The sequence below is a fragment of the Acrocarpospora phusangensis genome (genome assembly GCF_016862995.1).
Lineage (GTDB): Bacteria > Actinomycetota > Actinomycetes > Streptosporangiales > Streptosporangiaceae > Acrocarpospora > Acrocarpospora phusangensis.
Genome location: NZ_BOOA01000025.1, coordinates 95,646 through 108,667, shown reverse-complemented (window position 1 = coordinate 108,667; position 13,022 = coordinate 95,646). Strand labels below are relative to the sequence as shown.

Sequence of the window (13,022 nt, the reverse complement as noted above, 5' to 3'; positions counted from 1 at the left end):
AGTGAAAATGTGATCTTCGCGGACGTGTCGCGGTCGCCGGGGGCATCCTCCGGGCGATGCACGCCCTCCTCCTCGCCCGGGGAGGTTGTGATCTTCGCGGAGGCTGTGCGGCCGTGGGCTTCGTAGAGGCGGAGGGTGATGCCTGGGACTTGGGTGGGGATGCGGCCGGAGGCCAGGGGGTTGCCGGTGGCCTTCAGGGCGGTGAGGACGACGCCGGGGGCGGTGGACAGGAAGGAGTGGGAGCGGGCGGGGCCGGTCGGGGTGGTGGCGACGGGGAGGAGGGGGTGGTTGGTGTCGTGGGCGTGGTGGACGAGGGCGGTGTCGCGCCAGTCGCCGTCCCCGGCGACGAGGGTGTAGTCGAAGGTGTGGGTCCAGTGCTGGAGCTGGAAGTTGGAGCCGTCGGGGGTGGTGCGGCGGGGTGGGTCGATCCAGATTCCGGAGGGCCAGCCGGTGCAGGAGCGCATGAGCGACATGTGCATCGTGCCTTCCGAGTCCACGGCGAACCCGGGGATGCCCCGGTTTATCAGGGCGACGGTGTAGTCGTCGTGGTCGTCAGGGTCGGCTTCGCCGGGGGTTTCGATCACCGCGTCGGCGAGGTCGTCGATGAGGGCGTCGATGGCGTCGGGGCCGTTGACGATGAGGACGGGGAGCGCGTGCGGGTCCGAGAGGTCGGCGCCGGGGGTCCAGACCTTGTGCAGGGGTTCGGCGGCGGGGATCCAGAGGCGGGTCCAGCCCTCCGCCGGGGGCTCCCGGTCGGCGAGTACGGCGGCGACGAAGGGGTTCGTCGCGGGGGTGCCGAGGGCGATCCGTACGTCGGGCAGGTTGGAGTCGACGGCCAGGTTGCCGTAGCGGGGGCCGGAGCCGGTGGAGCACGTGGCGGTGACGCCTTGGCGTACCAGGGCGGCGGAGAGGGCGCGGAGCCGGTCGGCGGGGGTGTCGGCGGCGGCGATGATCTCGGCCACGCCGATGGGCCGGGAGCCGGCGCGGCAGGTGCTGGAGAGGGCGAACCAGTTGTGGGCGGGGTTGTCGAGCGTCCAGGGATGCTCGGCGGAGTCCACGTCGATGAGGGCGAAGCCGCGGCCGACGACGGCGTTGCCGACCTCGCTGACGGGCAGGGCGCCGGGCACGCGTACCGGCCAGCGGAGCCGTACGAGCTGGTCGGAGCCGTCGAAGTCGGTGTGGGTGACCATATCGACGCGGGGCAGGCCGTCCCAGAGGGTGATCTCCTGCCGGTAGGTCAGCGGCCCGGTCCGGCCGGTGACGAGGATGCGGCGGCCGATCGCGCACTCCGCCACGGCGACCTCGGCGACGGTCTCCGCCGAGCCGGTCGAGGTGCCCTTCGGGACCAGGTGCCAGGGGCCTTCGTGGAAGGAGGGGTGGGCGGGGTACTCGTCGTACACGACGAGTTCGTTGCCGACGCGGCCGGGACGGAGCAGTTCGCGGCCGCGCACCCGCAGGCTGGAGACGCAGCCGCCGCGGCCGGGGTCGACTTCGACGGCGTGGGTGGCGTTCGCGATGCCGTGGCCGTCGCGCGCGGTCCAGCCGACCGGCGTGCCGCCCGGGGCGAAGGAGAAGGTGCGGTAGCCGAGGGCGGGCACGTCGCGCGCCAGGAAGACGACGTCGACCTCGCGCAGGCTGCCGTCGTCGTGGTGTTCGGGGTTCTCCAGCAGGACGTCGCCGGCCAGGCCGTACCAGCCGGGAGGGAGGGTGAGGCGGGCGCGGACCAGGTCGGTGCGCGGCCAGGAGGAGGGGTTCCAGACGACGACGCCGTCCAGGCCGGCGCTGAGCGCGCGCAGCGAGCGGTCCAGCACGTTCCAGGACAGGTCGTGGGCCTCGCGCCAGCCGGTGAGCAGGTCCAGGTAGACCTGGTCGGACTCGGAGCCGGTGATCGCGTCGTGGTGCGCGCCGTAGACCAGCTGCCGCCAGGCTTTGTCGAGTTCCGCGTACGGGTAGGGGGCGCCCGCCGTGACGGACGCGAGGGTGGCGAACTTCTCGGCGTCCGCGAGCAGGACCTCGGCGTGCCGCTGGGCCTGCTTGGTGTCGATGAACGACACGTCCTTGCCGGTGTAGACGGGGTTCATGTCGCGGGTCTGCGGGGTGGGGGCGGGGAGCTCGCTCCGTACGGCCGCGAAGAACTCCTTCGGGAGACCGCAGACGACGCGCGGCGAGACGTAGCGGGCGTTCCAGTCCCGCTGGATGTCCATGATCCACCGGTTCGGCGGGGTGTAGTCGGTGCCGACGGGCAGCAGCACGTTGCGGGTGGCGGCGACCGTCTTGAGCCGCAGGAACAGCCGGTAGACCGCGTCCTCGGCCAGCCGGAGGGAGGCGGCCGAGTCCATCCACCAGCCCGCGCTGTAGTGGCCGGGCATGTAGTGCGTCAGCACGCCCCGGCCGGACGGCGAGACCCACTCGAACTCGGCCGGGAACTGCATCCGGGCCGGATCGCCGCCGCCCAGCATCGGCCCCCACTGGTGGAACGGCCCGCGCGCCCACGAGCTGGACGTCAGCCCGGCGTCCGCGGCCAGGCCGGGGAACTGCGGGTCGTGCCCGAAGGCGTCCAGCTGCCAGGCGGTCCGCGGGTCGCCGCCGAGCACGTCCCGCTGGAAGCCGATGCCGTGCACGAGGTTGCGGATCGTCGACTCGGCGCTGGTCAGGTTGGTGTTGGGCTCGTTGTAGGTGCCGCCCATGATCTCGACCCGCCCGTCCCCGACGAGCTGCCGCAGATACGCCCGGTGCTCCGGATGCGCGTCCCAGAACGGCTTGAGATAGTCCACCTCGGCCAGCACGAACTTGTACTCCGGCTCCCGCCTCGCGGTCGCCAGGTGCAGCTTGACCAGCTCGAACCCGGCGTGCTGGAACGCCGACCTGGTCGCCTGCGCGGCCTCCCCCGCGTGGTCCCAGGTCGCCGTGTACGCGGCCTGGGTGTTCCACCACACCGGGTCGTAGTGGAAATGCGACACCATCCACACCGTCCACCCCGGCTCGGCCACCACCAGTTCGCCCGCCGCCTCCGCGTCCCCGGCGGTGACCGTGATCGGCACCCGCGCCCCCGGCGGATGCGCGCACTCCACCGGCACCTCGGCCGTCTCCCCCTCCCCCGTACGGCTCTCGCCCGCCACCCCCGGCCCCGCCACCCGCACCAGGGCACCGGGCACGACCTCCTCGAACGTGATCCGCACGATCTGCCGCGGGCCCTCGGTGAACAGCTCGGTCGACTCCACCTCGACGATGCGCATTACCCGATCATGCCTTGAAACTTTCCGGGAAAGCAGCAGGTCACCGGGAGCGGAATGCACCCCTTCATTGACCCCTAACTACCGCGTTCGTACGTTCCTCGGGATATCTAGGGAGGATCCATGACATTCCGCCTCGCGCGCCTGAGCTTGGCCGGCGTGCTCCTGGGTGCGGCGCTGACCGTCGTCCCCAGCCGGGTGGCGACGGCGGCGGCGCTGCCGTACCAGGACCCGAGCCTGCCGGTGGCGACCCGGGTGAACGACCTGCTGTCCAGGATGACGCTGGACGACAAGGCCGGCCAGATGACCCAGGCCGACCGGGCCGCCATCAACCCCGTGTCGGACGTGCTCACCTACCGGCTGGGCTCGATCCTGTCCGGCGGCGGCTCCGCGCCCTCGCCCAACAACGCCACGTCCTGGGCGGACATGTACGACAACTTCCAGCGGCAGGCCCTGGGCACGCTCCTGGCCATCCCGATGATCTACGGCATCGACGCGGTGCACGGGCACAACAACGTGGTCGGGGCGACGATCTTCCCGCACAACATCGGCCTCGGCGCGTCCAGGGACGCCGACCTGGTCCAGCGCATCGGCCAGGCCACCGCCGAAGAGGTCGCCGGGACCGGCATCGACTGGACGTTCGCGCCCTGCCTGTGCGTGGCGCGCAACGACCGCTGGGGCCGCACGTACGAGTCCTTCGGCGAGGAACCCGCCCTCGTCACCCCCATGACGTCCGTTATCACGGGCTTGCAGGGCAAGGGGATCCTCGCCACCGCCAAGCACTACCTCGGCGACGGCGGCACCACCGGCGGCGACGACCAGGGCAACACCCAGGTCACCGAGGCCGAACTGCGCGCCGTCCACCTGCCGCCGTTCCAGGCGGCCGTGCAGCGCGGCGTCGGCTCGGTGATGGTCTCCTACAGCAGCTGGAACGGCCAGAAACTGCACGGCCACCGCTACCTGCTCACCGACGTCCTCAAGACCGAACTCGGCTTCAGCGGCTTCATCGTCTCCGACTGGGCCGGCGTCGACCAGATCGAGGGCGGCACCGGCTTCACCGCCTCCGAGGTCACTGCGGCCGTCAACGCCGGCATCGACATGGTCATGGTCCCCAACGACTACCGCCGCTTCATCACCCTGCTCAAGCAGGAGGTCACCGCCGGCCGCATCCCCATGTCCCGCATCGACGACGCCAACCGCCGCATCCTCACCAAGAAGTTCGAGTACGGCCTCTTCGAACGCCCGCTGGCCGACCGCACCCTCACCGGCACCGTGGGCAACGCCGCGCACCGCGCCCTGGGCCGGGAGGCGGTACGCAAGTCCCAGGTCCTGCTCAAGAACCAGGGCGGCGTCCTGCCGCTGGCCAAGACCGGCGGGAAGATCTTCGTGGCGGGCAAGAGCGCGGACAACATCGGCAACCAGAGCGGCGGCTGGACGATCTCCTGGCAGGGCGCCTCGGGGAACACGACCCCGGGGACGACCATCCTGCAGGGCATCAGGGACGCGGTCGGGTCGGGGACGCAGATCGTCTACAACCAGACCGGGACGGGCATCGACTCGACCTTCCGGGCCGCGATCGCGGTGGTCGGCGAGACGCCGTACGCGGAGGGCGCGGGTGACCGTACGGGGGCCATGGGCCTGGACAGCACCGACCTGACCACGTTGCAGCGGCTCCAGGCGTCCGGGGTGCCGGTGATCGTGGTCCTCGTCTCCGGGCGGCCGATGGAGATCTCCTCGCAGCTGGCGAACTGGCGAGCCCTCGTCGCGGCCTGGTTGCCGGGCACCGAGGGGCGCGGCGTGGCGGACGTGCTCTTCGGCGACTACGCGCCGACCGGCAGGCTCCCGATGACGTGGATGAACACGGCAAGCCAGCAGCCGATCAACCCCGGCGACGGCAAAACCCCCCTCTTCGCCCAAGGCTTCGGCCTCACCTACAACGGCCCCTCCCCCTCCCCTTCTCCGTCGCCTTCCCCTTCCCCGTCACCTTCCCCGTCCCCCTCGCCGTCTCCGTCTCCCTCTCCATCGCCTTCCCCTTCCCCATCGCCTTCGCCGTCACCGTCTCCCAGCCCCTCCCCCTCCACCGGCTGCTCGGTGACATATCGCGCGAATTCCTGGAATACCGGATTCACGGCTGAGGTGACGATCACCAACAGATCCAGCACCACGATCAACGGCTGGACCCTGCTCTGGACGTTCCCCGGCAACCAGCAGGTCACCAACGCCTGGAACGCCACCGTCACCCAGTCCGGCCAGCAGGTCACCGCCCGCAACGTCGACCACAACCGCACCATCAACGCCAACGGCGGCACCGCCGCCTTCGGCTTCCAGGCCGGCTACTCCGGCACCAACACCAACCCCACCACCTTCACCCTGAACGGCACCACCTGCACCGTGGCCTGACCAGCGGGAACTTCTACACTGCTCCGCCGGACTGCGTGCGGAGGTGGCGGTCGCGTGTGAAATCGACCGCCCCCTCCGCCCACCGGCGGAACAGCACCGCGAAATGCGCGCCGACCCGAAGGGCAGGCAGCTCGCGGCCCTGCTGGAAGCGACCCCGCAGGTACGGGACGAAGTCACGCAGCCAGCCGGCCTCCTCGGCGAGGTCGATGAGCGAGGCGATCTCGCCCATCTCCAGCTCGGCCCAGGTGAACAGGACGATCCCGAGCCCTGCCCGGCTCTCGTCCGACTGCGGCGCCAGACGGCCGCGGGCGAGATCGGGGAGGTAGCGGTGGCTGAAGGTGTCCATGTGGGACACGCTCGCGTCGGTCCACGGCGGCTCGCCCAGTCCTGTCGTCACGGCGGCCAATTCGGCCAGCATGGAGTCCACCGCGTCCCACCAGCCGTCGCCGTCGTACCTCGTGGGGCCGCCGAGCAACTCCGATGCCACCGGCCGGTGCCGGGAGGTGCCCAGGCCGGTCTCCAAGCGATAAGTGATACGCGGTGAGGAACGGAACAAGGGGGCCAGGTCGGGGCCGTGCCAGTCGTGGAACCGGGCCAAGCCGATGCGGCGGGTGAGGAGGGCTTCGACCGCGATGTCCTCCGCCTGGGGTGCCATCGCCTCGATGGCGTCGCCGTACGCGCGCCGGTGCCGGTCGGCGAGGGCGATGGACGCATCCCACGCGAGCCCATCGCGGTTGCCTGTCGCGTCAAGCGCCTCCCTGAGGTACAACGCGAGGCGCAGCGCACCCAGTCGCGGTCCCTCCTCGCTGAGGATCCGGTCGGCGAGAGCGCCGGAGATCTCGCGGCTCAGGAAAGCCCGGTTCTCCCCGGCGGTGTACATCAGCCACCCCAGGGGCGCGAGGCGGACGGCGCCGTCCTCGCCGGGCCGCAGGGCGATCTCGATCGCGCGCCCCACCAGGGTCCGCAGCTGGCGTTGCGGCACGGAGGTGTACCCGGGGGCCCGGCAGAGGAAGGTGAGCAGGTTCTCGCGCTCGTCGTCGGACAGCCGCCGGTCGCGGAGGAGTTCGGCCACGATCCGTTCTGCGCCCTTCCGGGCGGTCCTGTCCTTGATCTGTACGGCCAGCTGGGCGACGACGTCCCATTCCCTGCGGGCGATCCGCGGGACGAGCCGGCGGGCGAGCGTCACCGGCGAGTCGTACCTGCCGGCGATCTCCGCCGCGGCGTAGTACTCCATGAACGTCCGGTGGGTGAAGGCGTACAGGTCCGCGCCGTGGCGGTCGACGCCGACGCTGCTGAACACCCAGGCCCGGCCCCGGCAGAACTCGATGATCTCCTCGGCGGCCGCCAGCGCCTCGTCGGCGTCCTCCATGCCGCGGCCGAGCAGGAACCGCCGGGTGCTGGCGACCAGGGCCCGCCGCGACACGGCCGGCGACCCGTCGCTCCTGGTGTGGAGCCAGTACGCCAGGTGGCGCAGCAGCGCGTCGACCTGCGCCCATGCCCGGACGGACGTGTGGATCCTGCGGCGGGCGTCCCAGCGGCGCGAGAACAGGGTCGTGCACTGCTCGTACACTTCGGGCCGGGTGTAGGGGATGGATCCCTGGCCCCGGTACAGGATGCACATCAGCGCCAGCATCAACGGGTTGGACCGCAGGTCCGGCACCGAGACGGTGGCCGTCATGAAGTCCTCGGCCGCCGCCTCGGCCGTGTCCGCCTGTTCGAGCGCGAACCACTTCCTGACGTACTCCTCCGTCTCCTCCGGGCCGAAGCCGCTGATCCGGTAGGTCGTGAACATCTTCTGGTCCAGCCGGGCCTGCGCGTAGCCGACGACGCGGGAGGTGACCATCACCGCGGTCAGCGGGAACTCGGTGGAGAAGCGCTCCAGCATCGAGGCGACGTCGGCCCGGCGGGCGCTGTCGGTGAGTTCGTCCAGCCCATCGAAGATCACAATCGCCTGGCCGGTGAGCAGGAGCCGTTCGACCAGGTCGGCGGGTGGGCGGCAGCTGTGGAAGACCTCCAGGACGTACTCGATGTGAGCGATGATCGACCGCGTCGGCGGGTAGGCGGCGGCGTACTCGTGCAGCGAGACGTAGAAGGGTGTGCGAGTGCCCTCACGCGAGGCGTGCAGGTGCATCAGCGCGTGCGACGTGCTCGTCTTGCCGCCGCCGGGGTCCCCCAGCAGGACCGTGCGATCCACGGCCCGCGCGAAGGATTCCAGATCGACGGGGTCCGCCGGCTCGTCCTCGTCCGTCTCCACCGCGGGCGCCGGGACGATCCGCGGCGTCACATAGATGTCGGCCAGCGGGACGCGCTGCCGCCGGTCGAAGTCGGGGGGTTCGATGCTGCCGTGGTAGTCGGCGGCCTGGCGGCGGTACCGGCGCAGGAACAGTTCCTCGGCGGCGGGGTCCGCGCGCCCGCTGACGGCGGCGGCGTGCCGTTCGAGGGCGGTCGTCGTGGCGTGCAGGCGGGCCAGGTGCGCGTCCTGGCGGACCGCCTGGAACAGATCGGGCTCGTCGGCGGCCAGCCGTTCCGCGAGATCACGGATCATGGCGTCGAACTGGTCGAACACGGCGTCGGCGGCCTGCTCCCCACCGCCGGTCTCCTGGGTGATGATCGCCGAGAAGGTCCGCCGGATCTTGCCGATGTCGCCGTCCGGGGCGCCGACCAGCCGCGCCGCGACCAGTTCGTGGACCACGGCGCGCACGTGGAGGCTGCCGATCGCCTCGGTGATCTCCGCGGCGGTCTCGGCCGTGAGCCCGGCGACGCCGCGGGAGAGTTCGCGCGCCAGCGGCCGACCCACACGCGGCGTGAACGCGGCGATGACCTCGTCCCGCCTCTCCTTGCGCGAGCGCGCGCCGCCCCACACGGCGGTGGCGATCCGCCGTCCCGCCGTGGTCGCCACCTCCGCCACCACGCCTGCCATGACCTCGGCCAGGACCTCGAGCATGCGCCTCCCCGTGATCGAGTCGTGGCCCTCATGAAAACCCAGACCGGAACCGGTGTCATGACGAACTGATGACCGACTATGGGCGGCACCCCGGGCTTCCGCGCGCTTGACCCGGGAGCCGGAAGGTCGCCCGGCATCGGGTAGTCTTCGCGCCTCGGAAGGGCAATGCGCAGGTCAATCGAAGCTGGAGTCACATCTTGGACGCGAGTGCGCTCGCCCCCGCGCGGAACGCGTGGACGTGGGCGATCCCGACGGCGCTGGCCGCAGGGCTGCTGCTGGGGGTGCTCACCAATCTCGCCCAGGGGTGGCTGCCCGGCGCCTGGAATCAGATCGCGAACTCCGGTGCCGTGTGGTCGGTGGCCGCGTTCGCCGCCGGGGCGCTGCTGGCCGGGCGGGTCGCCTTGCCGGTGGCGGCTTTCGGGGGACTGTGCGCCGAGGCGGGCCTGGTGGCCGGGTACTACGGCTACGCGGAGTTCGGGCGGGACGGCATGGGCAGCCTGGTGTTCCCGCTGGTGTGGCTGGGGATCGCGTTCGTCGCGGGGCCGATCTTCGGGGTCGCCGGGGTGTGGTGGCGGAGGGGAACCGCCGCGTGGCAGCGGGTGGGCGCGCTCGGGGCGCTGGCGGGGGTGTTCGGGATGGAGGGCATCCACTACGCGTGGGTTCTGGGTTACGCCGCGCAGGCGTGGGCCTGTCTGGGCGTTCTCCTGGTCGTTCCGCTGCTCATGGCCCGTACGCACAAGGAACGGGGGCTGGCGCTTCTGGCGGCGGTGCCTTTCTCGCTGCTGGCGTACGCGGCGGTGATGGTGCCGTTGCGGTTCGTGTCCGGGTGAGGGCTCAGGGGCGCATGCGCATCAGGGTCTCGGCGACGGGGACGACCGGTTCGCCGAGGTCGAACTTGCTGAACAGGTGGACGTCGTCGCCGGTGTCCAGTTCGAGGAGTTCCATCCGGGTGCCGTAGCGGGCGCGGGAGTCGACGCGGATGCGTTCGATCTGGGGCCACGGGATGTGCCGGCGCCCGGAGAAGCCGGTGACGACGGTGACGCCGCGGGAGTCGGCGGAGAGCCGTACCCGGGCGAGAAGGTCACGGGCGGCGAGGAAGGCGAAACCGAGGGCGGCCACGCCGGCCAGGAAGAGGCCGCGGCCGTCCGCGGTCAGGGCCAGAACGGCGAGCAGCAGGGCGCCGGCGGCCTTGAGCACGATGATCACCGGAGCGACGCGCCATTCGCGCGGCGGTAGATCAACCATGGGGAGAGCCTATCCGCACACCGCCTGACCTTCCGATTTGAGGTGCGAAGGCGGATATTTAGGGTATAGGGAAACCCACGCGCGCTGCCCCGCGCGCGTCACGATATGCACCGCCGGAGGGTCGATGAGCAGGCAGATCGGCAATGCGTTCCAGACCCCCACGCTCGTCGAGCTGGAGGCGCGCGTCCGGGGTCTCGAAACCCAGGTGGCTCATCTCACGGAGATGCTGGAGGCGCTGACCGAGGAGGGTCCCGCCCCCAATTGACCCACCCATTTGGTTGAAATTTCTACGGGTTCGAGGCTCCCCAGATCGGCTACGGGGGCGTAGCGTCGAGGCATGGCTGCGACACCTGACACCATGCACTGGCGTGGCGTGCATCACCTGGCCCTGGTCACCCCGGACATGGACGCCACCGTGCGGTTCTGGCACGGGGTCCTGGACGCGCGACTGGTGACCACACTCGCCACCCCGGACTTCCGCCACTACTTCTTCGAGGTGGCGCCCGGCAACACGATCGCCTTCTTCGAGTTCACCGGGAAGGATCTGGACACCTACGCGAAACCGGCGGGCGTGCCGTACGAGAAGGCGTCGCAGTTCGATCACCTCTCCCTGCACCTCGTGGACGAGGCCGCGCTGGAGCGCATGCGGGACCGGCTGAAGGCGCACGGCTGCGAGGTCACCGACGTGATCGACCACGGCTTCCTGCGGTCGATCTACTTCAGCGACCCGAACGGGATCGCGCTGGAGGCGTCCTGGTGGACGGTCGATCCGACCGGCAGGCCGGTGGACTACAGCGATCCCGCGCTGTTCGCCGACCCCGACCCGGTTCCGGCCGTGGTCGAGCTGCGCGAGAACGGCGTGCTGGACCACACGGTCCCGACCGTGCTGGTCGACGCGATCATCGAGGACATCCGGCGGTCGTCGTAGGAACCGTCCCCGGGCTGTTGCGGGCGGCGGCGGACCGCGACCCCGAGGGCGTCTGGCTGCGTACTGACGCGGGGACCCTCACGTTCGCGGCGGCGGCCGGCCAGGTGGCCGGGGTCGCCGCCGCGCTGCGCGCCGCCGGGGTGAGGCGTGGCGATCTCGTGCTGGTCACCGGGCGTAACACCCCGGCGTACCTGCTGTGCTGGCTGGCGCTGACGTCGATGGGCGCGGTCGCCGTGTACGTCAACCCGGCGAGCACCGCGGCCGAGCTGGCCGGACTGGTCGCGCAGACGCGGCCCCGGATGATCGTCAGCGACGATCCCTGGGAGCTGGGCGTGCCCCGGGTCGGCGTCGGCGAGCTGGCCGGCGGGAGCGAGGAGCTGCGGGTCGAGGCGAAGCCGGACGATCTGGCCACGCTGATCCCGACCTCCGGGACCACCGGCCGGTCCAAACTGGTCATGCAGACCCACCGGGCGTACGCGCTGGCCGGGGAGGGTTTCCCGTTCTGGATGGGCCTGACCCGCGAGGACCGGTTGATGACCTCGCTGCCGCTGTTCCACATCAACGCCCCGGCGTACTCGGTGCTCGGGTCGCTGGCCTGCGGCGCGGGCCTGATCCTGCTGGAGCGCTTCTCGGCGAGCGGTTTCCTGGACGCGGCCCGCCGCCACGGCGCGACCGAGTTCAACGCGATCGGCGCCATGCTGGAGATCCTGATGCGGCGGCCGGAACAGCCCGGCGACGCCGGCACGCCGCTGCGGCTCTGCTACACCGGCCCGGCCCCCGCCCGGGAACGGCAACTGGAGATCGAAAGCCGCTTCGGCCTGCGCATCGTCGTCGGCTACGCCCTGTCGGAGTCCCCCTACGGCCTCATCTGGCCGCGCGGCTCCCGCCCGTACGGGACCCTCGGCACGGTGCGGCAGCATCCGTCGGGCACGATCAACCACGCCCGGGTGGAGGACGGCGAGCTGCTGCTGCGCAATCCCGCGGTGACGCCCGGCTACTGGGAGATGCCCGAGGAGACCGCCGAGGTCCTCACCGAGGACGGCTGGCTGCGCACCGGCGACCTGGTGACCGTGGACGAGGACGGCGTCTACACCTTCGTCTCCCGCCGCAAGGAGGTCCTGCGCCGCCGCGGCGAGAACCTCTCCCCCCTGGAGGTCGAGGAGGTCCTGACGGCCCACCCGGACGTCCTCGAATGCGCGGTCGTCGGCGTCCCCTCCGACCTGTCCGAGGAAGAGGTGAAAGCGTTCATCGTCCCGGCCAACGGAACCCCCGACTTCCCCGCCCTGCACGCCTGGGCGTCCGAACACCTGGCCGCCTTCAAGGTCCCCCGCTTCTGGCAGGCCGTCCCGTCGCTTCCCCGCACACCCACCTCCCGCGTGGCCAAACACCTCCTCCCGCGCGACAACCCACCCGGCGAGTACGACGCGGAGAACCCGGCCTGACCCAGTTTCCGGCTCCCCGGGACCAGCAGTTCCCGAATGGTGCGCGCTTGAGCGTCAACCGGGCGGCTCCGGCAGCCGTTTCGGGCGGGTCCAGCCGGTCCAGCCACGTTCGCGCATCAGGTCCAGCAGCCGCTCCATCCGCGGGTCCGACTCGACGGGAAGCGCGTCGATAAGGTCGAACGCCAGATCGTCCTCCACCATCTCGCCGGAGGTGTGCGCCTGCTCGGCCAGGCCGGCCAGGATGTCGGCGATCTCCTCCAGACGCGGGTCGTCGCCCACGCCGTTCTCCAGGAGCTCCGACCCGACCTGGTAGAGCCGGACGATTCGCGGGTCATCGAGCTGCGCGAGTTTCCAGGGTATGACCTCGTGGATGCCGTCGGGCCAGCGCGCCGCGACCAGGATCCACCCGTCCCGCTCAGCCTCCACCATCCGCTCGGACGCTCCGATCTCCCGCAGCCGATCGAGATAGGACACCACCTCCGGCGGGAGCGCCAGGCTGTCCCCGGCGGCGAGCTGCGCGATCTGCTTGCGACTGGTCTCGAGCCGGTCGATCTCGTCGAGCAGGTGGCTGTCGATCCTCTGGACCGCTTCGATGAAGGCCGGCGCGTCGGCTTCGAGCATCCGGCCGATCTGAGACAGCGGCACGCCGGCGTTGGCGAGGGTGCGGATCTTGATGAGGGACACGGCCGCCTTCGCGCCGTACCGCCGGTAGCCCGACGCGTCCCGCTCCGGCTCGGGCAGCAGTCCGATCTGGTGGTAGTGCCGCACCGCCCGTACCGTGACGCCGGCGTACGCCGCCAGTTGACCGATCGTCAGCATGCTCTGATCCT

The 13,022-nt window shown here is 71.1% G+C and carries 9 protein-coding genes; 5 read left to right on the top strand and 4 right to left on the bottom strand.

All coding sequences use genetic code 11. The features are described 5' to 3' along the window. Nucleotides 1–3,236 (bottom strand): glycoside hydrolase family 38 N-terminal domain-containing protein (locus Aph01nite_RS42170; protein WP_204041896.1); only part of this gene is annotated, 3,236 nt, incomplete at its 3' end. Between the two features lie 120 nt (nt 3,237–3,356). Here Aph01nite_RS42170 and Aph01nite_RS17180 point away from each other — a divergent pair. Next, on the top strand, nt 3,357–5,633 hold the full coding sequence (locus Aph01nite_RS17180) for a glycoside hydrolase family 3 N-terminal domain-containing protein (protein WP_204041895.1): 2,277 nt from the start codon (nt 3,357–3,359) through the stop codon (nt 5,631–5,633). Between the two features lie 13 nt (nt 5,634–5,646). Here Aph01nite_RS17180 and Aph01nite_RS17175 read toward each other — a convergent pair whose 3' ends face one another. Further along, entirely contained in the window at nt 5,647–8,577 is a 2,931-nt protein-coding gene (locus tag Aph01nite_RS17175) for an NACHT domain-containing protein (RefSeq protein WP_204041894.1), read from the bottom strand. Between the two features lie 197 nt (nt 8,578–8,774). Here Aph01nite_RS17175 and Aph01nite_RS17170 point away from each other — a divergent pair, with 197 nt between their 5' ends. Next, nucleotides 8,775–9,407 carry a DUF6518 family protein gene (locus Aph01nite_RS17170; RefSeq protein WP_204041893.1) on the top strand — a complete coding sequence of 211 codons (633 nt, stop codon included), beginning with the start codon at nt 8,775–8,777 and terminating at the stop codon, nt 9,405–9,407. A 4-nt stretch (nt 9,408–9,411) separates the two neighbouring features. Here the strand turns inward: Aph01nite_RS17170 and Aph01nite_RS17165 are convergent, their stop codons facing one another. Next, a complete protein-coding gene (locus Aph01nite_RS17165) occupies nt 9,412–9,822 on the bottom strand; it encodes a PH domain-containing protein (RefSeq protein WP_204041892.1) in 411 nt (136 codons plus the stop codon). Between the two features lie 124 nt (nt 9,823–9,946). On the opposite strand from Aph01nite_RS17165, the gene Aph01nite_RS17160 reads away from it, so the two are divergent. The 3 genes from Aph01nite_RS17160 to Aph01nite_RS17150 all read left to right on the top strand — a co-directional run bounded on the left by Aph01nite_RS17160 (nt 9,947) and on the right by Aph01nite_RS17150 (nt 12,192). Then, nucleotides 9,947–10,087: a hypothetical protein gene (locus tag Aph01nite_RS17160; RefSeq protein WP_204041891.1), complete on the top strand. Its 141-nt coding sequence runs from the start codon at nt 9,947–9,949 to the stop codon at nt 10,085–10,087. A gap of 72 nt (nt 10,088–10,159) precedes the next feature. Next, on the top strand, nt 10,160–10,750 hold the full coding sequence (locus Aph01nite_RS17155; RefSeq protein ID WP_204041890.1) for a VOC family protein: 591 nt from the start codon (nt 10,160–10,162) through the stop codon (nt 10,748–10,750). Nucleotides 10,751–10,767: 17 nt separating this feature from the next. Further along, complete coding sequence (locus Aph01nite_RS17150; protein WP_204041889.1) at nt 10,768–12,192, top strand: AMP-binding protein; 1,425 nt, start codon at nt 10,768–10,770, stop codon at nt 12,190–12,192. A 54-nt stretch (nt 12,193–12,246) separates the two neighbouring features. On the opposite strand, the gene Aph01nite_RS17145 is transcribed toward Aph01nite_RS17150, so the two are convergent. Continuing rightward, nucleotides 12,247–13,011, bottom strand: coding sequence for a MerR family transcriptional regulator (locus tag Aph01nite_RS17145; RefSeq protein ID WP_204041888.1), 765 nt, complete (start codon nt 13,009–13,011; stop codon nt 12,247–12,249). Nucleotides 13,012–13,022 lie beyond the last annotated feature (11 nt).